The sequence below is a fragment of the Parafilimonas sp. genome, from assembly GCF_051953455.1.
Classification (GTDB): domain Bacteria; phylum Bacteroidota; class Bacteroidia; order Chitinophagales; family Chitinophagaceae; genus Parafilimonas.
In genome coordinates, this window is the sequence record NZ_JBQCIT010000009.1 from 76,984 (window position 1) to 101,522 (window position 24,539).

19 protein-coding genes are annotated in these 24,539 nt (G+C 40.9%); 12 read left to right on the forward strand and 7 right to left on the reverse strand.

Annotated features, from left to right (window positions below):
* The first annotated feature begins 4 nt into the window (after positions 1-4).
* The 9 genes from ACTHN6_RS03355 (at position 5) to ACTHN6_RS03395 (ending at position 13,771) form a co-directional block, all read left to right on the forward strand.
* On the forward strand, positions 5-1,423 hold the full coding sequence (locus ACTHN6_RS03355; RefSeq protein ID WP_440434297.1) for a SusD/RagB family nutrient-binding outer membrane lipoprotein: 1,419 nt from the start codon (positions 5-7) through the stop codon (positions 1,421-1,423).
* A gap of 97 nt (positions 1,424-1,520) precedes the next feature.
* Positions 1,521-3,476, forward strand: coding sequence for a T9SS type B sorting domain-containing protein (locus ACTHN6_RS03360; RefSeq protein WP_440434298.1), 1,956 nt, complete (start codon positions 1,521-1,523; stop codon positions 3,474-3,476).
* Between the two features lie 156 nt (positions 3,477-3,632).
* Positions 3,633-6,773 carry a SusC/RagA family TonB-linked outer membrane protein gene (locus ACTHN6_RS03365; protein WP_440434299.1) on the forward strand — a complete coding sequence of 1,047 codons (3,141 nt, stop codon included), beginning with the start codon at positions 3,633-3,635 and terminating at the stop codon, positions 6,771-6,773.
* Positions 6,774-6,821: 48 nt separating this feature from the next.
* The gene (locus tag ACTHN6_RS03370) at positions 6,822-8,399 is read left to right on the forward strand and encodes a SusD/RagB family nutrient-binding outer membrane lipoprotein (protein WP_440434300.1); all 1,578 of its coding nucleotides are present in this window, start codon (positions 6,822-6,824) and stop codon (positions 8,397-8,399) included.
* A 46-nt stretch (positions 8,400-8,445) separates the two neighbouring features.
* The gene (locus ACTHN6_RS03375; protein ID WP_440434301.1) at positions 8,446-9,459 is read left to right on the forward strand and encodes a DUF1735 domain-containing protein; all 1,014 of its coding nucleotides are present in this window, start codon (positions 8,446-8,448) and stop codon (positions 9,457-9,459) included.
* 160 nt (positions 9,460-9,619) lie between these two features.
* Entirely contained in the window at positions 9,620-10,471 is an 852-nt protein-coding gene (locus tag ACTHN6_RS03380) for a DUF1735 domain-containing protein (RefSeq protein ID WP_440434302.1), read from the forward strand.
* Positions 10,472-10,482: 11 nt separating this feature from the next.
* Positions 10,483-10,797, forward strand: coding sequence for a DUF3467 domain-containing protein (locus ACTHN6_RS03385; RefSeq protein WP_440434303.1), 315 nt, complete (start codon positions 10,483-10,485; stop codon positions 10,795-10,797).
* Positions 10,798-10,908: 111 nt separating this feature from the next.
* Entirely contained in the window at positions 10,909-12,006 is a 1,098-nt protein-coding gene (locus ACTHN6_RS03390) for a vWA domain-containing protein (protein WP_440434304.1), read from the forward strand.
* 217 nt (positions 12,007-12,223) lie between these two features.
* Entirely contained in the window at positions 12,224-13,771 is a 1,548-nt protein-coding gene (locus tag ACTHN6_RS03395) for a magnesium chelatase (protein WP_440434305.1), read from the forward strand.
* Between the two features lie 119 nt (positions 13,772-13,890).
* On the opposite strand, the gene ACTHN6_RS03400 is transcribed toward ACTHN6_RS03395, so the two are convergent.
* Together ACTHN6_RS03400 and ACTHN6_RS03405 are read right to left on the reverse strand one after the other, a co-directional pair.
* Positions 13,891-15,129: a M16 family metallopeptidase gene (locus ACTHN6_RS03400; RefSeq protein ID WP_440434306.1), complete on the reverse strand. Its 1,239-nt coding sequence runs from the start codon at positions 15,127-15,129 to the stop codon at positions 13,891-13,893.
* Positions 15,130-15,231: 102 nt separating this feature from the next.
* The gene (locus tag ACTHN6_RS03405) at positions 15,232-16,479 is read right to left on the reverse strand and encodes an aspartyl protease family protein (protein ID WP_440434307.1); all 1,248 of its coding nucleotides are present in this window, start codon (positions 16,477-16,479) and stop codon (positions 15,232-15,234) included.
* Positions 16,480-16,654: 175 nt separating this feature from the next.
* Here ACTHN6_RS03405 and mqnC point away from each other — a divergent pair, with 175 nt between their 5' ends.
* Both mqnC and ACTHN6_RS03415 read left to right on the forward strand, forming a co-directional pair.
* Entirely contained in the window at positions 16,655-17,779 is a 1,125-nt protein-coding gene (mqnC, locus tag ACTHN6_RS03410; RefSeq protein ID WP_440434308.1) for a cyclic dehypoxanthinyl futalosine synthase, read from the forward strand.
* Between the two features lie 93 nt (positions 17,780-17,872).
* Positions 17,873-19,234, forward strand: coding sequence for an NAD-dependent succinate-semialdehyde dehydrogenase (locus tag ACTHN6_RS03415; RefSeq protein WP_440434309.1), 1,362 nt, complete (start codon positions 17,873-17,875; stop codon positions 19,232-19,234).
* Between the two features lie 82 nt (positions 19,235-19,316).
* On the opposite strand, the gene ACTHN6_RS03420 is transcribed toward ACTHN6_RS03415, so the two are convergent.
* The gene (locus ACTHN6_RS03420; RefSeq protein ID WP_440434310.1) at positions 19,317-19,868 is read right to left on the reverse strand and encodes a YqgE/AlgH family protein; all 552 of its coding nucleotides are present in this window, start codon (positions 19,866-19,868) and stop codon (positions 19,317-19,319) included.
* 123 nt (positions 19,869-19,991) lie between these two features.
* Here ACTHN6_RS03420 and ACTHN6_RS03425 point away from each other — a divergent pair, with 123 nt between their 5' ends.
* The gene (locus ACTHN6_RS03425; protein WP_440434311.1) at positions 19,992-21,335 is read left to right on the forward strand and encodes a sensor histidine kinase; all 1,344 of its coding nucleotides are present in this window, start codon (positions 19,992-19,994) and stop codon (positions 21,333-21,335) included.
* A 10-nt stretch (positions 21,336-21,345) separates the two neighbouring features.
* Here the strand turns inward: ACTHN6_RS03425 and ACTHN6_RS03430 are convergent, their stop codons facing one another.
* The 4 genes from ACTHN6_RS03430 to ACTHN6_RS03445 form a co-directional block, all read right to left on the reverse strand.
* Positions 21,346-22,758, reverse strand: coding sequence for an MBL fold metallo-hydrolase (locus ACTHN6_RS03430; protein WP_440434312.1), 1,413 nt, complete (start codon positions 22,756-22,758; stop codon positions 21,346-21,348).
* Positions 22,759-22,807: 49 nt separating this feature from the next.
* Entirely contained in the window at positions 22,808-23,149 is a 342-nt protein-coding gene (locus tag ACTHN6_RS03435) for an ArsR/SmtB family transcription factor (protein WP_440434313.1), read from the reverse strand.
* A gap of 67 nt (positions 23,150-23,216) precedes the next feature.
* Positions 23,217-23,894 (reverse strand): tRNA (adenosine(37)-N6)-threonylcarbamoyltransferase complex dimerization subunit type 1 TsaB, encoded by a 678-nt coding sequence (tsaB, locus tag ACTHN6_RS03440; RefSeq protein ID WP_440434314.1) that lies wholly within the window; start codon positions 23,892-23,894, stop codon positions 23,217-23,219.
* Positions 23,895-23,903: 9 nt separating this feature from the next.
* Positions 23,904-24,533 (reverse strand): 3-hydroxyacyl-CoA dehydrogenase family protein, encoded by a 630-nt coding sequence (locus tag ACTHN6_RS03445; protein ID WP_440434315.1) that lies wholly within the window; start codon positions 24,531-24,533, stop codon positions 23,904-23,906.
* Between the last annotated feature and the right edge of the window lie 6 nt (positions 24,534-24,539).

Below are 24,539 nucleotides of genomic sequence, written 5' to 3' on the forward strand. Positions count from 1 at the left end.
TGAAATGAAAAAAATTATTATAGCCGCTTTTGGGTTGGTGCTCCTCGGTTCCTGTGCAAAAGATTTCTCCAATAAGGATCCCAAGGCCCCATCTGTAGTACCTTCCTATTCGCTTTTTACAAATGCCCAAAAAGCGTTGTCTGACCAGTTGGCTTCTGCCAATGTAAACTCGGGTATTTTTCGTTTAATTACCCAGCAATGGCAGGAAACAACTTATACAGATGAGAGTAATTATGATTTAGGTACAAGAAATATTCCGCAGAACTGGTGGGCGACCTATTACCTGACAGTTATACAGGATTTGACAGCTTCCAAAGCGCTTATTCCTACAGATGTAGCTGATCCTGATGTTCAAAAAAACCAAATAGCTACCGCCGATATACTGCAGGTATATGCTTATTACATACTTGTTTCTACGTTTGGTAATATTCCATATACAGAAGCGCAGGATATTAATAATCCTTTTCCAAAGTATGATGATGCAGCTACGGTGTATGCTGATTTGTTATCAAGATTAAATAATGATATAGCCGCTTTGAACCCAGATGTGGATGCGTTCGGTTCTGCAGACCTGCTTTATAGCGGCGATGTTACTGCCTGGCTGAAGTTTGCCAATTCCATCAAATTAAAAATGGGCATGTTGCTGGCAGATTCTGATGCTGCTACTGCAAAATCTACTGTTGAGTCCGCTGTAACTGCCGGTGTATTTGATTCCAATGACGATAATGCGCTCTTTTATTATACTACCGCCACACCGAATGTTAATCCCGTTTGGACTGATCTTGTACAAAGTGGCAGAAAGGACTTTGTTGCCTGCGCCACTTTAATTGATGCATTGAAAGCTTTAAAAGATCCGAGACTGGATGCCTATTTCACAGTAGATGCAAACGGGGGTTACTCCGGCGGTGATGCGGGCGCTTCAAGCAATTATGCCACCTTCTCAAAACCTGCTGAAGCTATTACAGCGCCGGACTATCCCAATGACCTGCTGGATTATGCCGAAGTGGAGTTTTTACTGGCAGAGGCGGTTGAAAGAGGAATGAGTGTGGGTGGAACGGCTGCCGGGCATTACAATGCAGCCATTACAGCTTCTATTGAATTCTGGGGTGGTTCAAGCGGGGATGCCGCAACTTATTTAGCCCAGCCTTCCGTAAACTATGCAACTGCAGCCGGCACATGGAAGCAGAAAATTGGTGTTCAGAAATGGATAGCGCTTTATAACCGGGGTTTTGATGCCTGGACTGAGCAGCGGAGACTGGATTATCCTGTTCTGGTTGCCCCTGAAACCGCCTTATCTGATTACCCGGTGCGTTATACTTACCCGGTTAATGAACAAAACTTAAATGGCCCTAACTGGAAAGCAGCCTCTTCTGCCATTGGCGGGGATGAGGTTACCACAAAGCTTTTCTGGGATAAATTTTAAATAAACAATGCCTTCTAAAAAAGCAGGAATGTAGCGTTTCCTGCTTTTTTATTTTTGATACCTGATGAAGTTTTCTCCACCTATATTTTTTTGGAAAATGCTGATTTTAGCATTGCTTTCTGGTGAAAGGAGCCATGCCCAGCCATTTAATAATGTGTGGATTTTTGGAGCGCAATCGGGTCTTGATTTTAATACCAGCCCGCCAAAACCGGTAAAAAGCATTACCTCTTTTCCACCGCCAGCCCCTTCTCCTTTCATCCTTCCATACTATATTTCATCTATCTGCGATTCCAGCGGCAATCTTTTATTTTATACGGATGGCATTACTTTATGGAATAAGAATAAAAAAGAAGTAAAAAGATATTTGGGCAGATGGCCGTGGTCTGGCCTGATGATGCCCTTGATTTTGCCGTATCCAGGGCATGATTCTTTATATTATCTTTTTGGCGTTTCCGATCATAGCTATGCCAACAAGCTTCAATATCTCACGATAAGGGCAAAAACCGGCTCGGATGTAGAGATCGTTTACCCTGAACCATCAACCATAGATAATTATTATACAAGGTTATTAGACAATGCTTCTGGGCTTGTAGCGGGCACGCATGCCTGTAACGGAAAGGATGTTTGGATTGTTGCAGAAGCAAATGGCAGTTTATACAGTTTTTTAGTAACAGATAAGGGCGTTAATCCAATGCCGGTTGTTTCTTCTTTTCCGGATATTTTACCTGCAGGGTTTATAAATGCGGGATATGGTAACATGAAATTTTCCGCCAGCGGGGAACGAATGATACTACCTTCAGCGCCGGACCATGCCATATTTGTGTTTGATTTTGATAACCAAACCGGCAAATTCAGTTCGCCCTTAAAAATTACAACCGGCGATGCAGAAGAATTTGAAGATGCCGAATTATCACCTGATGGCACAAAACTGTATTATGCTTCTGAAATACAATCTGCCAATGCAGAAATACCGGGCTCGTTTCATGACGTTTATCAATTTGACCTGAATGCGGGTAATATTTCGTCTATCCAGGCTACAAAACTTAAAATTTCCTATTCTGAACATGAAGCATGCAGCCCCCGCGTATGTTTTTTTGTCTACAAAACTTTGCAGCTTGGTCCTGATGAAAAAATTTATATAAGCCAGCGTACGGCCAGTATAGATCTTGACCATGCGGCAACAGTAATTGAATTTCCCAATAAGGCGGGCAAGAATTGTTTTTATAAGTATAACGGACTGGATTTGAAGCAAAAATTTTCGATTATCAACTACAATTACATACGATCGTTTACTTATACGCCGGAAAAGAACGGTATTCAGATTCAAAAGTCAAACTGCATGGATAAACCTGTTGAGTTTTCCTTATTATATAAGAAAGTGGATTCTGTAAAATGGAATTTTGGGGATGCAGCATCGGATGAAAACAATTTTTCTACATTATTAAACCCGCAACATACTTATCCCGGAGTGGGAACTTACACGGCAACAGCCATTATTTATACGAGATGCCAGGCTGATACTGCAACTGCTATTGTAAATATTAATAATATTGCTGCTGTACATATTGCAGACAATATTAAAGACACAACCATTTGTAAAGGCCAGGATTTCACCTACGACGTTACAACACCCAATGCAACAGGTTATTTGTGGAGCACGGGGCTAATTTATCCTGTAAGGAAAATGACTGATTCCGGAACTTATTCCATAACTGCTTACAATGAATGTTCTGTTGATAATAAAACTTTTACAGTGGCCATTGAAGCATGTAACTGTAAGGTGTTTGTTCCAAATTCATTTACCCCCAATAAAGACGGGTTGAATGACAGGTTTAAACCCATTATAGATTGTAATCCTCTCCGGTATGAATTTTTTGTGTATGACAAATTCGGACAGGTTCAGTTCCGGACTTCCAAAATCCAGGAAGGCTGGGATGGCTATATAAAAGCGTATCCCGGTCAGCCGGGCGTTTATGTGTGGAGGACTATTTATCAAAATCCGAATGATAAAAAGGTTCACCAGTTGAGGGGAACAGTTACTTTAATAAGGTAAAAAAAATTATTTTAACAAAAAGTGCTGTTTCTACATATTTTTTTTGATTTTTGTTGAAATCGTAAATGAGAAAATTTAATTGATTATCAAATAAGTTTTTTAACTGCTTTCATCATTCTTTTATAATCACACGTTTAAAATCAAAAATTGTCTAAAATGAGAAGAATTCTAAGTGTACTTGGTTTTATGCTTATTACGCTTGCGGCCTGGTCGCAGGAAAGAATAAGCGGAACAGTGAGAGACCAAAATGGCGACCCCGTTCCCTTCGCTACAGTAAATGTAAAAGGAACCAGCTCTTCCGTTGCGGCAGATGCCAATGCTAATTTTAGTATTGCGGCTAAACCGGGCGATATACTGGTTATTTCGGCAGTTGGCATTGCCAACCAGGAAGTAACGGTTGGTAATTCCCGCAATATTAATGTTGCTGTAACCAGAACTAACCAGGAATTAAGCGAAGTTGTGGTAACTGCAGGTGGTATAACGAGGAGAAAGAGCGAGGTTGGTTCTGCCCAAACTGCTATTACCGGTGCAGCCGTTACCAAAGGAAAAGCTATCAATATTGCGGGTGGCCTGCAGGATAAAGTGGCAGGGTTAAACATCCAGGGAACTACCGGCGGCGTTAACCCCAACTATCGTATTATCTTGAGAGGTAACAGGTCGCTTACCGGAAATAACGAAGCCCTGATAGTGCTGGATAACGTAATCGTACCCAACTCTGTTTTAAACAACCTCAACCCTGAAGACGTTCAATCGTTCAATATTCTGCAGGGTGCAAGTGCTGCTGCCTTGTATGGTTCCCAGGCTTCCAATGGTGCCATTATCATTACTACAAAAAGAGGAACTGCCGGCCGCACGAACGTTCGCGTGGCTAATACAACTACCGGTGAGCATGTTGCCTTTTTCCCAAAAAATCAAATGTCATATGGCCAGGGTGGTAGTTCTTACGGATATGATGAAAATGGCCAGCCTAATTTTTCTTCCATTGAAAACCAGAGTTACGGGCCGCATTTTGACGGTTCTACACGCCCTCTTGGTGAACCGCTTGAAGACGGCACACAGGAAACACAGTTGTATACAGGAAATGATACGCGTGAAAAGTTCTGGAAAACAGGTATCACCAACCAGACAGATTTCTCTTTAAGCAGTGGTGATGAAGTTTCCACTATTTATGTATCAGGTCAATATACATCGGTAAAGGGAACCACACCCAAAGACAAGTTTAACAGGACATCCTTACGTGTAAACGGTTCAAGAAAAATTTACGGTAATAAACTGGCGGTGAATTATTCTTTAGGTTATACGCAGAATAATTATGACATCACTACCCAAACGAACGGCATATATAATAATATGCTGAACATGCCTTCGAATATTGACATTACAAGGTATGCCAACTGGCAAACAGATCCTTTGGCCAATCCTAATGGTTATTATAATCCATGGTACCTGAACCCCTACTGGCAGCTGGATAACTACCGCAGGGATGAAAGAAATGAATACCTGATAGGAAATGTGGAATTAAAATATTCTCCTTTATCCTGGTTAAGCCTTACTGCACGCCAGGGTATTACCAAAACCAACCAGTACGGTAAATCCTGGAATAATTCCTTCAAGTATACAGAATATGCGAAGGAGTCAAGCAGCAACTCAAAATCAGATATTGCAGCGGGTGTTTCTGATAATGAAAATTACACCATGAATTTGCTGAGCGATATTTATTTTGAAATAAAGCAAAAGGCAAATGATTTCTCATTTGATTTAGTGGGCGGCGGCCAATGGAATCAGAATGCGTATAAAGGAACAGGCGTTTCCGCTTCACCTCTTGTAATACCTGACCTTTACAATGTGGGTAACCTGGTAGGTATTCCGGGCGCCAGCGAAGCCAGTTACCTGGCACGCATCATGGGCGTTTACGGTACTTTACAGGTAGGCTATAAAGATTATTTATTTTTAAACCTTACCGGCAGAAATGACTGGTCTTCTATCTTGCCTGCGGCAAACAGGTCATTCTTCTATCCTTCAGCCAACCTTTCCTTTGTAGCCAGCCAGGCTATAGACGCCATTAAAAACAGTAACACAATCACTTACTTAAAACTCCGCGGCGGTGTATCAAAAGTGGGCGAGGTAAACCTTGGAAACAACACCAACTTTGGTGCTTACCAGTTGCAGAGAACATTTTCTCAGCAGAGCGGTTTCCCTTATGGCAGCCTTCCCGGTTTCGGCCTGGATAATACTATCGTATCTGCCTCACTACAGCCTGAAATCACTAAACAATATGAATTTGGTTTCGATATCAGCTTAATGCACGACAGGCTTACTTCTGCTGTAACCTGGTATCATTCTGTTACAAACAATCAAACTGTTACTACAGGTCTTTCCTATACTTCCGGTGGCAGCGGCTACCTTACCAATGTTGGCGAAACCATGAGTGAAGGCCTGGAAGCGGAATTACATGTTACTCCTATAAGAACCGCTAACTGGCGTGTAACCGTAGGTGGTAACTTCAGCTACCTGAATAACAAGGTTATTGAAATTGGTAATGGTGTTGACCAAATAAGATTGGCTGGTTACACAGATGGTTCCGGTATCTATGCAGTGGCAGGACAGGCATTCCCGGTAATTATGGGTTTTGATTTTGTAAGAGACGATGAAGGCCATGTAATTGTAGATGCCTCAACCGGTGAGCCAACAAAGGACGCCACACTGAAAATTCTGGGCAATTCCCAGCCTAAACAAAGGCTTTCCCTCGATTTTAATGTTCAGTACAAAGGTTTTGAACTTACAGGACTTTTCCAGTACAGGGGTGGATATAACATGTATTTTGGTTCCGGTTCAGATGTTGACTGGGCAGGTACAGGTATAAGAACAACCTTATTTAACCGTGGCCGTTTTGTATTCCCTAATTCGGTTTATGAAGATCCGGCACACCCGGGTACTTATATTAAGAATACCAACATTACACTTACTGACGGAAACGGTAACGCCGGTTTCTGGACCAGCGAAAACAACAGGGATGTGTCTTCCAACTATGTTTCTTCAGGCGCTTTCTGGAAGTTAAGAGAGCTTTCACTGGCATACCACCTTCCGCAAAGCTTGTTTAGAAAAGCTTCTTTCATAAAAGGCATTGATGTAAGCGTGCAGGGCCGTAACCTGTTTATCTGGCTTCCGAAAACAAACTTTTACACTGATCCTGAATACAGCGAGGTTAGCAGTACCAGCAACGGTATTGGTATCACAGGCATAAGCTCAGCGCCGCCTTCACGCTATTATGGTGGAACAATAGCCATAAACTTCTAAGAGAAATCTATCAGTGTAAATGACATTTAAAATTGAAAAAAAATACAAATGAAGAGAATTATTAATATAGGTGTATGGGGCATGGTACTGGTGTTTGGCCTCACCTCATGTAAAAAATATCTTGATATAAATGAGAATCCAAATTCTGCAACTACCTCAACCCCTGAATTGGTGCTTTCTCAGGCACTAACCGCTACAGCGAATGTAGTAAGCACTTATAATTCAATGGGCGCCCAGTTAGGTGGATACATGGCTAATGCAGGAGGATACGGCGGCTTTGGTTCTTCGGTTACCTATAACCTGGGTAATGATGATTATCAGAATTGCTGGAACCAGGCTTACGATAATTTAGCCGATTACCAGTGGATAATTAATAATACGGAAGGCAACGAGGATTACGATTATTATAATGCTGCGGCGAAAATCATGAAAGCCTATGAATTTCAGCTTTTAGTGGATACTTATAATGACGTTCCTTATACAGAGGCCTTTAAAGAAACAGAAAACCTTACGCCTACTTATGATAAGGCGCAGGATGTTTACCAAAGCATTTATGCTTTACTGGATGAGGCGATCCAATTGATCAATGACGGAGCTTCTGTGGGTAATATTCAGGAGTTTTCTGATAATGATGTTATGTTTAAGGGCAATATGGACAACTGGAAAAAGTTTGCCAATACAGTAAAACTGCGTATTGCTTTAAGGGGACAATCAGGCGGCCTCAGTTTTAGCAACAGCTATGATCCGGTTGGTTTTCTGACCACCGATGCTGTTATCAACCCGGGCTACCAAAAGGCTGACGGCAAACAAAATCCAAAATGGAATACCTGGGGATATACCTATACCGGGAGCACTGCTAACAGGGCATGGATGCCAACAGAGTTTATAGCTGCATTCTATGATGGCACAAAATTGAATGATTACAGAGGATATGCCATTTTTAATAATTTTGGCGGTTCTTCTTTTGGCACCAACCAGTTGGGTTATGAAAGCACAAGTGTGCCTTCAGCGCCGGCAGCGGGAAGCTGGATAACACCTTATGAAGAACAAGAAAACAACATTGGCGTATTGAAAGGATCTGGCATGGCCATGCCAATTATTACCCTGGCTGAATCGGACTTTTTACAAGCGGAAGCAGCATTGAAGGGCGGTTTTGGTGTAAATGTTAAGGCTGACTCTCTTTTTTACAAAGGCATACAGGATTCTTACAAATACATCTACAGGCTGCGCGATGGTTCTTATGATCTAAACGGCTGGGATCCTGAAGTAGACTATGAAGCTTATCTTAGTGAAGATCTGAACGGTGATAATTATCTGGTGCACTATGAAAATGCATCTTCAAATGATCAACGTCTCGAAGCAATTATTACCCAAAAATATATTGCATTAAATATGGTGAATTCCGACCAGGGCTGGAATGATTTCAGGCGTACAGGATACCCAAAAATTGTTAATGGCTCTACAGATGGAACTAAAACATTTGCCTCTTTACAGTCTGTTAGTACAAGACCGGATAAACTGCCTTCAAGGGTTTTATATCCTACCAGCGAATTGTCTTATAACAATGCGAATTTGCCCAAGGATATAAGTGAATTTAATTCAATGATCTTCTGGGATCCTAACTGATTTGTTTAAGTAACTGATAAAATTTAATGCATACAAAATACATATTATGAAAAGATTATTTAAAATAGGAGGGTCGCTATTATTGTTAACGAGCATGATGTTTACTTCATGTTTAAAAGATGATTCGTTAACACTGGATACCGGCCTGTCAGATAATGTTACCGAATTTGGAAACACCGGGTCCATAGCTACAAATCCCAGTGGAGCTGCTGCACCCAGGTTTGCAATTGATCTAGGATCATTACAGACCGGTGATACCGCGTCGTTTAAAGTTAACGTTAATTACGCAGGTGATGAAATGGCACCACAGGATATTACAGTGACTGTAGATATAGACGAATCATTACTCGCTACTTATAATGCTGAACATAGTGTTGACGGCGCTAATTATGTAGCACCCCCAATGTCTCTTTTTAAAACAAGTTTTCCAATAACGTTGGTTATACCGAAAGGTAAGCAAATGGCACAAGCTACAATAGAAGCGCAACTTTCAAATGATTACGATTTTAATGCTGCTTATGCACTTCCTTTAAAAATCACTTCAACTTCTGTTGGTGAAGTAAGCGGTAATTTTGGATCTGCTTTATATTCTATAACTGTAAGAAATATTTATGACGGAGAATTTACAGTAGACGGAAGTTTTGTTGATCTTACCAACAGCAATTTCCTTGCAGATTATACTAAAACAATAGATTTAGTTACTACCGGTGCTACCCGAAACGGGTATTTTAATACTGGCTTGAACGGCGGAATATTTGGATATGATTTTCTTGTTTATGACCCTAGTGATGATTCGTATTCCGGCTCATATTATGGTAGTTTTGCCCCCGAATTTATTTTTGATACTGAAGGGAATGTAACAGGTGTTGTAAATTCTTACGGCCAGCCAAGTTCCAATGGAAGAAGTGCGGAACTTGATCCGGCGGGCGAAAATAAAATGACATTTAGCGCAGATGGAACTCCTGAGGAGTTGAATGTAAGTTACTTTATGTTACAGCCTGGAACTACAATAAGATGTAAATTCACTGAGAAATTTGTATACGTTGGGCCAAGGCCATAACCATGAATCTTCGTTAAATAAAGCCGTTTCAGTTTTGAAACGGCTTTATTATTATAATTATCTATAAGATTCCCATAACTGACCTACATCTTAACATATCTTAAATCACCCGATTTTACAACCATATTCAAGAAACCATAGATTTGCCGAAAATTCCCTCATGCGTTTTTCCAAGCCTGTTATTGCGGCCGCTGCTTTGATGATTGCGTTTGCCTCCTGCAAAAAGGATTCTAACTCTATAGATACAACACCCAATTTTTATTTTGTAAATGGCGGCCCGGCCGGGTTTGATGATAACCTGATCTTGTTTCCCTCTGCCGATACGCTTACCTTCAATATGATTATATCTTCCACCTACCTGCCTTCAAAAGAGGTTACCATTATGTTGAGCGTGGAAGATTCATCCCGCCAGTATTATAATTCCGTGCATTTTACCAATTACCAGCAAATGCCTTCTACTGCTTATAGTTTTCAAACCAGTATTACTGCTACAACAGAAAGCGTTTACGATACCATTCCCGTAAAACTCAATAAACAGTTTCTTGGTGGCGAAGACTATATGCTGCCTGTAGTTATAACTTCCATAAGCCAGTATAAGCTGGATACAAGCAGGCGGGTTTTATACCTGCATACTTCAGGCAATAAACTGGCCGGCATTTATGCTTCCACCAGTTTCAAAACAAGTTATGATGGTGATGCCGCCGGCGGTATCATCAGCGATACAGCCACTACCCAATTAACCAAAAACCTGGCGCCGGTGTCCTCCACACAGTCTCAGCTTGACTACGCAGAACTTGGCTCAAACGGCTGGAAATACCTGTTGACTTATGCAAACGGAACTTTTATAGCTGATGTAAATGACGTGGCAAAAAGCTCGGTAAAATCCGGGTCATTTACCATTATAACATCCACGTTCAATCCGCTTACAAAAGATATTTATATTAAAAGCAGCTATAAAAATTTAAGCGGGGATGAACGTATTGTGGAAGAATCGCTAACATTGCAGAAATAAATTTACAGGTTATGGCAGATCAACCGCAGCAGCAAAACCAGCTCAACATAGAAATAAGTGAAGAAGTATCGGAAGGAACTTATGCCAACCTTGCTATTATAACACACAGCCATGCTGAGTTTGTAATAGATTTCGTAAATGTAATGCCCGGCACGCCCAAAAGCAAAGTAAAATCCCGCATTATCCTCACACCCATGCATGCCAAACGCTTTATGCGCGCCATGCAGGAAAATATTGAACGTTACGAAAATGTTCATGGAAAGATACAGGACCTTGAACAGGTTGAAATTCCGCTCAATTTTGGCGGCCCTACCGCTCAGGCATAATACCTGCTTCTCCCGGTAAAGTTTAAAGGCGGTACACTTTCTTATTAAAGAAAACTAAATTCTCCTGCCCGGTGCATGAGGGCTTTCATTTTTTTATGTAGCTTACACGTTATGATTGGAAACAGGTTTGTAAAATTTGATCCTGCAGCGAATGGTAAAAGCAAATTTGAGCAGTTGCTTGATATTTTCATGCAATTGCTTACCTATACCAGCGGCGATGCCGATGAAGCGCTGCAATGGATGAATGAGCTGGATAAAAAGTACCAGCTTACAGATGATGAATATGGTATGGGTGATTTTATTGATGACCTGAAACGCAATGGTTATATAAAGGATAATAGTGAAACCGGCGCTTTGCAGATAACTGCTAAAAGTGAACAAAGCATTCGCAAAAAAAGCCTTGAAGAAATATTTGGCAAGCTCAAAAAAAGTAAACAAGGTGATCATGCAACCAATAAGCCCGGGCAGGGTGATGAAATAAGTCCTGATTACCGGCCATTCCAGTTTGGCGATATGCTGGAGCAGATTGATTTTACGGAAAGTATCCGCAACGCCCAGATCAATCATGGTGTAGAAAGTTTTCAGATGCATGAAGATGATCTGCAGATCCGCGAAACAGATTTTAAGGCGCAAACATCCACTGTGCTGATGATTGATATTTCACACAGCATGATCTTATACGGCGAAGACAGGATTACGCCGGCAAAGAAAGTGGCTATGGCCTTGAGTGAGCTTATCACTACCAAATATCCTAAAGACACGCTGGATATTGTGGTATTTGGTAATGATGCCTGGCCCGTTGAAATTAAAGATCTGCCTTACCTGCAGGTGGGCCCTTATCACACCAATACCGTTGCAGGTATTGAGCTGGCAATGGATATTCTGCGCCGCAGAAGAAACCCGAATAAGCAGATTTTTATGATAACTGATGGCAAGCCTACCTGTTTAAAAGTTGGTGGCCGCTATTATAAAAATGCTTTCGGGCTTGACAGGAAGATCACGAACCGTTGTTTAAACCTGGCGGCACAATGCAAAAAGCTAAAGATCCCTATTACTACATTCATGATAGCGAGCGATCCCTATTTGCAGCGTTTTGTTACAGAGTTTACGGAAACCAATAACGGTAAAGCTTTCTTTGCATCACTGGATAAACTGGGTGCGTTTATCTTCCGCGATTTTGAAAGCGGCAAAAGAAAAACCGTGTATTAAGTTGGTAAATGAAACATATAAGAAGAATGTTTTCATGACAATATAACTCTTAATATAGCTGCTAAAATAATGCTGTTAGGTCAGGCAAAAATTAAGCTAAAGAAATTGTTGATTCGTATTTAGGTACATACAGGTTAGATGTTGTTATAAGATTGGACAACAGGTAATTAAAAAAACAAGGCGATTAAACTTAGCCTTCGTAGCAAAAAATTTAATAATGAATATAGACAAGATTAAAACATTAGGTGAGTTAAAAAAAAGTGGTTACAAATCCATTTCTGTAAAAGACGAAATAAGAAAAAACCTTATTGAAAGCATACGCAATAAAGAGAATACATTCAAGGGAATTATTGGTTATGAAGATTCCGTAATTCCCGATACGGAAAGAGCGTTGTTAAGCCGTCATAATATACTGTTCCTCGGTTTACGCGGCCAGGCCAAAACACGCATGGCCAGGCAAATGACTGAATTGCTGGATGAATATATTCCTGTAATTGCAGGCAGCGAGGTGAATGATGACCCGTTAAATCCTTTGAGCAAATATGCCAAAGACCTTATTGCAGAGCATGCAGATGAAACGCCCGTAACCTGGCTGCACCGCAGCGAACGTTACGGCGAAAAACTGGCCACACCCGATGTAAGTGTGGCCGATTTAATTGGAGACATCGATCCGATCAAAGCAGCCAACCTTCGCCTTAGCTTTGCTGATGAACGTGTAATCCATTATGGGATTATCCCGCGCAGTAACCGCAGTATTTTTGTAATCAACGAAATTCCCGATTTACAGGCCCGCATCCAGGTGGCTTTGTTTAATATTCTTGAAGAAGGCGATATACAGATACGTGGCTTTAAATTAAGAATGCCATTAGATATCTTATTTGTGTTCACTGCTAACCCGGAAGACTATACAAATCGTGGCAGCATTGTTACACCTTTAAAAGACAGGATCCAGAGCCAGATATTAACCCACTATCCTAAAACAATTGAGACTTCGCTGGAAATAACAGAACAGGAGGCGAATATTCTTGAAGAGCAAAAATCACTTATAACCATAAGCGACCTGGTAAAACGCTTAATAGAACAGGTGGCTTTTGAAGCGCGTAATAACGAATATGTAGATAAGAAAAGCGGAGTGAGTGCAAGGCTGCCAATTGCTGCTATGGAAAATGCTTACAGCAGTGCGGAAAGAAGAAGCATTCGTAACAATGAACAGCATACACAAATATGGATAAGTGACCTCGTAGGTATTATTCCTTCAATAACGGGTAAAATAGAGCTCGTATATGAAGGTGAACAGGAAGGCCCTTACCAGGTGGCAGTAAACCTGCTTGATAAAGCCATCCGCTCACAGTTCATTACTTATTTTCCAAATCCTGAAACATTAAAAAAGCGCAGGACAACAGGCAAAGCTTCACAGGCTGAAAAAGAAAATGATAATCCATATAAAGCTATAACAAAGTGGTTTGATGCAGGCAACCATATAGATTTAATGGTGGATGCAAAAGATGCCGATAAAATAAATGCTTTGTATAAAGTGGATGGCTTATATGGGTTTGTAAAAAAGTATTTTCCGCATGCCAATGAAAAAGAAAACGCTTTATTAATGGAGTTTGTTTTACATGGCCTTGCCGCTTATTCCCTCATCAGCAAAAAAGTTATTGAAGGAAAGATAGAGTTTAAAGATCTTATCGGCAGTATGATGAACCTGGGCCAGATGAATTATAATGATGATGAAGATGATTTGAATGATGATAACTTCAGGTAGCTGTAGAAGTTTAAAAGTTTGCAGGTTCAATTGTTTACGGGTTTATTTTCAACCCTAAACCCAATTACAAAACTTTTGGTTTCTCAACTTTTCAACTAATCAAATAATCAACCTGCTCTTTAATTGTTGCTATAATAATACAGCAGGTTGCTGTTATTATCTTCAAAAATTTCCCGGCTGTAATGCTGAATATCCTGCACCGTTATAGCCTGGTATTTGGAAAGCTCCTGGTTCATTAAATCTGCATTTCCAAGCAACTCATAATATGCCAGGCTGCTGGCACGGCTCATCAACGAGATATCTTCAAATGCAATGATGCTTTCCGTTTTATTCTTTACTTTTTGTAGCTCTTCTTCACTTATAATATATTCTTTTAACCGGGCCAATTCTTCTGCAATAGCATTTTCAGCAGTTTGCATTGATACGCCTTTTACAAGCTTTCCTTCAATAGTGAGTAAACCCGGATCGATGCTGCCAAAATGGTAGCACTCAATGTTGCTGAATAATCTTTTCTCTTTTACAAGCGATTGGTACAAGCGTGATGAAGCACCGCCGCCTAAAATTTCTGTTATTAAATCTGCTGCATGATACCCGGCATCAAGCCTTCCCGGAATATGCCATGTTTCATAAAATGCATCCAATGGAACGTCGGCTTTAATTTCTTCCGCATGTTTAACTGTTTGTTTTGGTTCGGCCGGTAAAAGATGCAGGTATTTGGTGCCGGATTCAATAGGGCCAAACCATTTTTCCGCGAGGCGTTTAATGTTATCTGTTTTCACATTCCCCCCAACCACCAATATTGCATTAACGGGCCTGTAATGTTTAAAGAAAAAACTTTTTACGTCTTCCAGCTTTGCATCTTCAATATGGCTTAACTCTTTTCCTATCGTCATCCAACGGTAAGGATGCGTTGTGTACGCCAGCTCCCGCATCTTATGCCAGGCATCGCCATAAGGTTTATTAATATAATGTTCTTTAAATTCTTCACTTACCACTTTGCGTTGCACATCCAGGCTTTTCTTACTGAATGCGAGACTTAACATCCTGTCGCTTTCCAGCCAAAAGGCTGTTTCTATATTTTCAGCGGGCAACTGGCAATAATAATTCGTGAGATCGTTGGTTGTATAAGCATTATTCTCGCCGCCGGCGCGTTGCAGCGGTTCATCATAATCAGGAATATTAATGCTGCCGCCAAACATCAGGTGCTCAAATAAATGTGCAAACCCTGTTTTTGAAGGTTCTTCATCCCTTGCGCCCACATCGTATAAAACATTTACAACAGCCATTGGCGTTGTATTATCTTCATGCACCAGAACGCGCAACCCATTATCTAAAACAAAACGATTATAGTGTATCATGTAAATCCTGGAAGTTTAAAATTTTCAAAACGCTGCCAACATTAAGAAGCTTCAACCTGTGTCTGAAGCCAACAACCTGCAGCTTCCCATAACCCGGCAAACTTACAGTATGCTCTTAACTTTCAGGTAAATTATCTGGGGTTGACCCTTGCGCATAACAACGATCCTCAATTTTGTGCGTGCATTTTGCAGTAAAATTTTATATGCCTGTATGTTATTGCTGAAGTTGCTTTCCACGCCCACTATAATATCCCCGCTTTGAAATCCTGCAGTTTCAGCAGGAGAGCTTTTTATAATATCAGTAACCGTAATAGCGCCGTTTATTAAATAAATGCCAAGACCGGTGTAAGAATAATCGAATGAATCAAGATAATGCTTGTTGGGCTTGATATAAATTTCCTGTAATGGATAATTGATCCACATATTAAAGCGCCTGAGAAGATCGTTTCCCAAAAGGCCACCTAATACAGGATAATTGGTAACATTATAATCGTCTGAAAAAATATAGGCAGGCACCTTACGAAACCGGTAAGGCCCTATTTTAACTTCTTTTACTACGGAGAGCATCATATCTGTTTTTCCGCCCAGGCCTTCGGCCTGCGATAAAAACATCTTTCTTTTCTTCTTAAAAATAACGCTGTCTTTTGCAAAATCATCATTCATTAATAAACACAGGCCTGCTCCCGTATCAAGATAAAATTTGGCAAACACTTTATTGGCATCTTTTACACTGGCCATTTGCATAGGCAGGGTTGAGAACTGAGGTTTTAAAAGATGGCCGCCCCTGGGATATTTATAAGTGCCTACGGTGAAAATTCTTACCAATTGTTCATCATAATCAATATTAACAATATAGCGGCGGAAAAAACTGTAGCCGACAATGCCATCTATATGCATACCATAAGCGCTTGATAGAATTTCATAATCATTTATATGGAAATCAAGACTTTTTACTGTAAGGCCGGGCAGGTTTAGGGAGTGATCTTTGGCAAATGAAACATATTTCATGCCTGCAATGCCGCGTACAATACGATCGCTTGGTTCAAGCTTAAGATTATAATAAGCGCAGGTGGCCGAATCGAGCGATATGCCGCCGCTGCCGGTATCAAGCACAAAATTCAGCGTGTCCTGCAAACTGTCTAATGTGCCATGTATAATAATAATACCACCGGTTAATTGTGTAAAAGGGAAAGAGGTGATGATTTTTGCCGGCGGCGGTACAAATTCTTCCTGTGCTGTGAGCTTGCTACCTAAAAAAATAAGAATCAGGATACAAATAAATTTTATGCTGTGCTTAAAACCTGTGGCATTTTTCAATCGTTTAGTATTGTTCCTGTAATAATGGTTCATTGGTGTTATTGCAGTTATGAAAGTACGTTAGCTTTAAGGTAAATCCAAACCTCTAATGTAAATATAAAGCTGCTTTTGTTTAGTTTTAAACCATTAGGCAGCACAACATATTCTTCAGTAATTTTGCCGTTGCATTTAAAACAGCAATCGTTTAACAAAAGACAATCTCCTAAAGATGAATGTTGCAGCGTTGTACCAAAAAGCCCTGGATTTTGAATTTCTAAGTGTTGAAGAAGGCGTTTACCTCTTTGAACATGCACCGTTAACCGACCTAATGCAGGTAGCCAATGAACTGCGTAAAAAGCAGGTGCCGCATGGTAAAGTTACCTGGCAGATAGACCGTAATGTAAACACTACCAATGTATGTGTGGCTAACTGTAAATTCTGTAATTTTTACCGCATACCCGGTCACGCGGAAGCCTATATAACCGATATGCCTGTGTATCGTAAAAAGATACAGGAAACATTAAAATACGGCGGCGATCAATTGCTGCTGCAGGGTGGCCATCACCCCGGCTTATCACTCGATTTTTACACAAATACCTTCAGGCAGATTAAACAGGAGTTTCCCACCATAAAATTGCATGCTTTGGGGCCGCCTGAAGTGGCACATATATGCAAGCTGTCAAAAAAATCACACCGGGAAGTTTTAACTGAATTAAAAAATGCAGGACTTGATTCCCTGCCCGGCGCCGGCGCTGAGATTTTGATTGACCGTGTAAGAAGGTTAATAAGCAAAGGCAAATGCGGTGCAGACGAATGGCTGGCCATCATGCACGAGGCGCATGAACTTAATGTTACCACCAGCGCCACCATGATGTTTGGGCATGTGGAAACCATAGAAGAACGGTTTATTCACCTGGCACGTATTCGTGAGGTGCAGGCCATGAAACCGGAAAGTGCCAAAGGATTTCTTGCCTTTATTCCATGGACTTTTCAGGATGTGGACACACTGCTGGCACGCATACGCGGTGTGCACAACCTTACCACCGCGGAAGAATATATAAGAATGATTGCCATGAGCCGTATTATGTTGCCCAATATTAAAAATATACAGGCAAGCTGGTTAACGGTGGGCAAACAAACGGCGCAGCTATGCCTGCACGCCGGTGCCAACGATTTCGGCAGCATCATGATTGAAGAAAATGTGGTAAGCGCCGCCGGCGCCCCGCACCGATTTACTTACAAAACCATGCAGGAAGCCATTAAAGAAGCTGGTTTTGAACCCCAGTTGCGCAACCAGCAATATGAATGGCGGGCATTGCCTGAAACAATCGTGGAGCAGGTAATAGATTATTAGCATTGTTATTGTCTGGTTATGAACTACTGCATATAACAGCTATGCTACTGTATCTGTTTTCATTATTGATGATTTAAAAAATTGTTTGCAAAAATGACATCATTTAAATCCATCTTTCCATTTAATCAAACGGAAATAGCTGAATATAAAATAATGGATAAGGCAGCCATTGATAATGCATTGGCCCTTTCAGAAAAAATATTCCCGCACTGGAGCGGCAAGCCATTTGAATACCATGCCGAAATATTAAAGAATGTTGCGGGGCTGTTGCTGGAAAGGAAGGAAAAGCTTGCAACACTTATGACCAATGAAATGGGCAAGGTTGTAAAGGAAGCTGTAGCGGAAGTGGAGAAATGCGCTTTGGGTTGTAATTATTATGCAGAAAATGCCCAACAATTTTTGCAGGACGAAATAGTTAAAACAGGGTATAAAAAAAGCTTTGTTACTTACCAGCCTCTTGGCGCCATATTCGCCATTATGCCCTGGAATTTTCCGCTTTGGCAGGTATTCAGGTTTGCTGCGCCCACGTTAATGGCCGGCAATGTTGCCTTGCTTAAGCATTCGCCTAATGTTTGCGGCTGCTCGCTGGCAATTCAGCAATTGTTTGAAGAGGCGGGAGCAGAGCCGGGCGTTTTTCAATCTTTAATTGCAGATACGGATGTGACGGAAAAAATTCTTTCCAGCAATATCGTGCAGGCGGTTTCTTTAACCGGCAGCGAAAAGGCCGGCAGCAGCGTTGCATCTATTGCTTCTGCACATATAAAAAAATCGGTTTTGGAATTGGGCGGATCGGATGCCTTTATTGTTTTGACCGATGCCGATGTGCAAAAGGCAGCCTCAGTTGCAGTTACGTCACGCATGCAAAATGCCGGTCAGAGCTGCATTGCCGCCAAACGTTTCCTGGTGGTGAATGAAGTGGCAGATGATTTTACAGAAGCCGTGAAGCAGGAGATTAATAAACTGAAACAAGGCGACCCTTTTGATACTTCAACTACCACCGGGCCTATGGCAAGATTGGATTTGGCCGAAAAGCTGCAGGCTCAATTACAGGCGTCCGTTGCAAAAGGTGCTGAAGTTATTTTGGGCGGAACGAGAAGCGGCTGCAATTATCAGCCCACTTTACTATTGAATGTGCAAGCAGGCATGCCTGCTTTTGATGAAGAAACTTTCGGGCCATTATTCAGCATAATAAGCGTAAGGGATGAAGAGGAAGCCATTGCACTGGCTAACAGTTCCCGCTATGGCCTGGGTGGAAATATCTGGACGCAAGATCTTGAAAGAGGTGTTATGCTGTCAAAGAAATTAAACAGCGGTTCCGTGTTCATTAATTCAATGGTAAAATCTGAGCCGGCACTGCCTTTTGGTGGTGTAAAAAAATCCGGCTACGGGAGAGAACTGAGCAAACACGGCATGATAGAGTTTGTAAATGTGAAAACGATAACTGTGTCTGATTAGTAGTGAGTGGTGAATAAGGAGTAATGAACATCGCACAACTTATAGCCTGAGATTTGTGGTGAACCAATGCACTTAAGCTGTACTAATTAAGCTGCGGATCAATTGGATAATTTATTAGTTGTTCATACTGGCCGCCCAACTGTTTTAAGGCCTGTTTCCAGGCTGAATCAGCATCGGTGTCAAAAACCAGTTCGGTATTGCCGGAAGTTATCAGCCATGTTTTTAGATTCATTTCCTCCTGCAATTGCCCTTCTGCCCAGCCGCTATACCCCAGGAATAAGCGCACATCATTTCTTGACAGCCTGCCGATTTGCAGCATTTCCACCAGTTCATCAAACTCGCCACCCCAAAATATATCGCCGGTAACTTTTTCGCCGCCACTAATTAAACCGGGGCAGCGGTGCAAAAAATGAATGGTATCCTGCTGTACCGGGCCGCCATAAAAAACGGGAAAGCTGCAGCCTTCGAGATCGTTGATAAGGTCGCCTATTACATAATCCAGTTGGCGGTTAAGCACAAAACCAAAGCTTCCTTCTGCCCTGTGCTCACATAAAAATATTGTTGTTCGTAAAAAATTCGGATCTTTTAAAAAAGGGTCAGCTATTAATATTGTTCCCGGCTCTAATCTTTCCATAATTGAATGTAATTAAAACAAGCTAAACTTTGTTTTCTAAACAGAAAATTAATCAGTTAAATTGCTGATAAAGATAATTTACTACTTTCAGCAGGCTGATACAGCAAATATCTTTGTTTAGTAATGAAGAGAGTTTTTCCTATCATCATCGTATTAATTTCTTTATCGCTTATCGGTATAATTTTAATACAGATTAACTGGTTTAAAAATCAACTTTTAATTCAGCAGGAACGCTTTATTGACAGGGTTGATAAAGCAGGGCTTGATGTGGCCGAAGACTTAAGCAAGCATGTAATGAGCGGCGGTATGAAGTTTGGTGCCAGGCGGCCAGGCTTCCAGCTATTGCCAAATGATTTATCGTTCAGTATTTCCCGCATGCCGACTATTTCTGACCGCTATACCATTGGCGATATACAAAGTAAACTGGTTAAGGCTTTTAATAAAGAGGGATTAGAGAACCTGCGTTTTGAATTTGCCGTTACTTCCAATTCAGATGATTTCGTGCTCGAAATGCAGAGCGAACACTTTGATAAAGAATCTGCCGATACCACTCATTTTCGCAGAAGAGTTATCCCGATTATACCCGAATCCGGTTCAAACTTTGATGGCCTGCTGGCAAACGAACATCTCTTTATTATTATTCCCGATTTTAAATCGCAGGTATGGCAGTCGCTCACCTGGATGATTGTTTTTTCTGTATTGTTTACGGTAATCATAATTGCAGCTTTTTACATTACGGTAAGAACCATGCTTAACCAGAAAAAAATGAGTGAAATAAAGAGCGATTTTATTAATAATATGACGCATGAATTTAAAACGCCGCTTGCCACTATTTCGCTTGCCGTAGATGCTTTAAAGAACGACAAGGTTATTAATGATAAAGCCAAATGGCAGTATTTCAACAATATTATAAAAGATGAAAATAAAAGAATGAATAAGCATGTTGAAACCATACTGCAGGCTGCTTTAATGGAAAAACAGGAATTCAGGCTTAACCTTGTTCCGGTGCATATTCATGAAATATTAGCGCAGATTGCAGATAATTATCAACTGCAACTACAGGAAAAAAACGGTAAAATAGAGCTGCTGCTGAATGCGGCTAATGACACGGTAACAGTGGATGAAGTGCATTTTACCAATATCCTTTCGAACCTGATTGATAATGCCATTAAATATTCAAAGGAAAACCTGGTGGTTAAATTGGTAACCCACAGAACGGCTAAACATTTTATTATACAGGTACAGGATAATGGCATTGGAATGAGCAAGGAAACCGTTAAAAGGATATTTGAGAAATTTTACCGTGCACATACCGGCAACATCCATAATGTAAAGGGATTTGGCCTGGGAATGAGTTATGTTAAGAGCGTTATAGATGCGCACAAAGGCAAAATACGAGTGGAAAGCACGCTTGGAAAAGGCAGTATCTTTACCATAGAAGTTCCCCTTAACCTTGCTGAAGCATAACGACCTGTTTTTAATTCAATATGCTCTTTTCTTTTTCTGTCTGAATTTTTTCTTCTTCCTTTATTTTATTCCAGCCGCCAAGCACATTATACAGGTTATGAATGCCCTGCCTCTTAAATAAAGAAGCTGCAATAACGCTCCTGAAACCACTTGCACAATGCAGGTAAAGGTTTTGATCGTCTTCAATATTAGCCATGCTTCCAGGGTCGGTAAGGCCGTCCAGCGGAATGTTTACAGCATCTTTCACATGTCCGTCGGCAAATTCGGTTTCCCTTCTCACGTCTATTACCACTAACTTTTCATCAAAGGGTATATCCATTGCCAGTTCATCAGCCTCTACATTAATCACCATATCAATGTCTTCCCCGGCAGCTTTCCATGCATCAAAACCGCCATCCATATAACCGGCAAACCTGCTAAAACCAACGCGGGTGAGCCGCACCACGCTTTCTTTTTCTTTACCAGGCTCTGTGATTAATAGCAGTGTTTTATCAAAGGGCAAAATACTGCCTGCCCACTCGGCAAAACGGCCATCGAGGCCAATAAATATTGAACCGGGTATAAAGCCTGCGGTAAACTGAGCTGCTGGCCGGGTATCAAGCAAGAGTATATCATCACTATTCAACAGGGTTTTTACTTCGTGAGCGCTCAAGGGTTTCAACGCTTTTTCAAGCACAGCATCAATGCTTTCATAACCTTCCTTGTTTATTTTGGCATTGACAGGAAAATATTGGGGCGGGGCGGAAAGGCCTTCAGTTACGGCTTTAATGAATTCCTCCTTATTGCTTGCCTGCAAAGCATAATTGTTTTGTTTTTCATTACCAATTGTGCTGGATGTTTGCGGGCCTATATTCTTCCCGCAACTGCTGCCTGCACCATGCGCAGGGTATATGATTACTTCATCGGCCAGCGGCATGATTTTCTGCTGCAGGCTATCGTACATAATGCCGGCCAGGTCGTCGGCTGTAAGGCTTTCATCTTTTTGCGCAAGATCGGGCCGGCCCACATCGCCAACAAACAAAGTGTCGCCTGTAAAAATTGCATAATCTTTATTATTCTCATCTTTTAAAAGATAGCAGGAACTTTCCAGCGTATGGCCAGGCGTATGCAGTACTACAAGCTGTATTTTGCCGAGCGTAAATGTTTCACCATCTTTTGCTATATGAACAGGCAATGCTGTTTTGGTGTTCGGGCCGTAAATGACCGGGGCGCCTGTGGCTTTGCTTAAATCCAGGTGGCCGCTTACAAAGTCTGCATGAAAATGCGTTTCAAAAATATATTTTATAGTGGCATTTCTTTGTTTGGCGAGCGCCATATAACCTTCGATATCCCTTATGGGATCAACAATGGCCGCTTCACCTTGGCTTTCAATATAGTACGCAGCTTCGCTTAAACAACTTGTATATAATTGCTCAATGTACATAAATACAATTTGCGCAAAGGTACAACCGTCTTAAAAAGGGCGTTTAAGTTTAACTAACCAGTTGTTCAATAAAACCATTTATTTCTTTCAGGCGCTTATAGTTAAGCGAATAAAAAATAAATTTTCCTTCCCGCTGCGTTAATACTATTCCTGCCCGGCGCAAAATGGCCAGGTGCTGGGATACAACTGACTGCTCAAGCCGCAGATTGACATAAATTTCTGTAACAGTTATTTTTTGATTTTCATCGATCAGTTTTACCAATAACTGTCTTAGTTTATGATTTAAGGCGCGCAAAATGGTGGCCGCCTTTTTTAGCCTTAGGAAATCCAGCCTTAATTCCTCACCTGTGGATTTTTCAGTTATCACAAGAAATTGGGGTGTAACATTCATAAAGAGGTTAATTACATTATATGGGAAAAATTATTATAAAAATTGTGCCTGTTTCGTATATAGGTTATTATTTTTTAAAATAAACAGGTTTTAGATAAAAAGGTTCGCTGTAAGCCACGTTTGAAAACGCCTTTTTTAACCAGCCTTTATAACCCAAAATTATCAATGGTTTGGAAATAGTAAGCGGATTTACATCAATTATTTTTTTATAATTTGATATTTTTTTGAATTTTTCGCTTCCATTTCCACCAATAACCAGAAAAAAATCACTTTTTATTTCTTCGGTAAGAAACACTTCACTTAAAACTTCAGAAGAATAATTTTTTATTAAGGAGAGCTCTTTGTCGTATAAAGCGGTAAAAACCTCCATTCGGCGCGCATCAATCATTGGACAATACAAAATATTTTCTTCAGTAACCTGCGCCTGGAGTTTTAGTGCCAGTGCCATTACATCCAATGTATTTAGTAAAATAAGTGGTTTTTGCAGGGCATAACACAGTGCTTTTGCTGATGAAAGGCCAACCCTTAAACCGGTATAGCTGCCCGGTCCGTTTACCACCGTAACAGCGTCAATGTCTTTCAAGGCAATACCTGCCTGGCTGGCAACAGATTTAATGGCCGGTTCTAAAAAAGAAGCATGGTCTTTTTGGGAAGCATGCTGTATTTCAAACAAAATATCTTCTCCGGCGCTCAGGATAACCGAGGCGGTTTCAAATGCGGTATTAATACTTAGAATTAAAGCCAAAATGGATGTTTAAGTTTGTTGAGATTCATGTTCGAGTGATGCGGCTATTGTATAACGCACATCTTTTTCTGCAAGCCGGCTTAATAGATTATAAATATTTTTCAACCCGATTTTTTCACTCCATTCAAACGGGCCGTAAGGATAATTTGTACCAAGGCGCATAGCAACATCAATTTGTTGTTTAGTACTTACATTTTCTTCCAGGGCAAAATAAGCTTCATTAATAATCATGGCAATTATGCGTGCTGTAATCAATCCATAATCATCTTCAACCCAAATAAATTGCCAGTTGAGCTTTTTTAGCACGGTTTCCGCTTCCTGCATAATTCCCGCATGGCTGCATGCCAGTTCAATAACAGCACGGTTTAAAAAACCAGGCCATGCATTCAGCCTTACATAGTTTGGCCTGTTTATTTGCTGCCCGGTACAATTAACGGCGTGAACAAAAACCAGCGTATTATCTGTAAATGAATTTGCCGGAATGTTTGTATCATTAAAACACAGGTCAAAAAAAGCATCTGCGACAGCTCCGGTAAAACTGCCGCCTGGTTCAATCCATTGCACGGTTATATTTTCCGGAAAGCCTTTTTCCATCAATTCTTTCTGCTGTGCAGCAGTAGCGCGGATAGCAATAAGCATAACTTA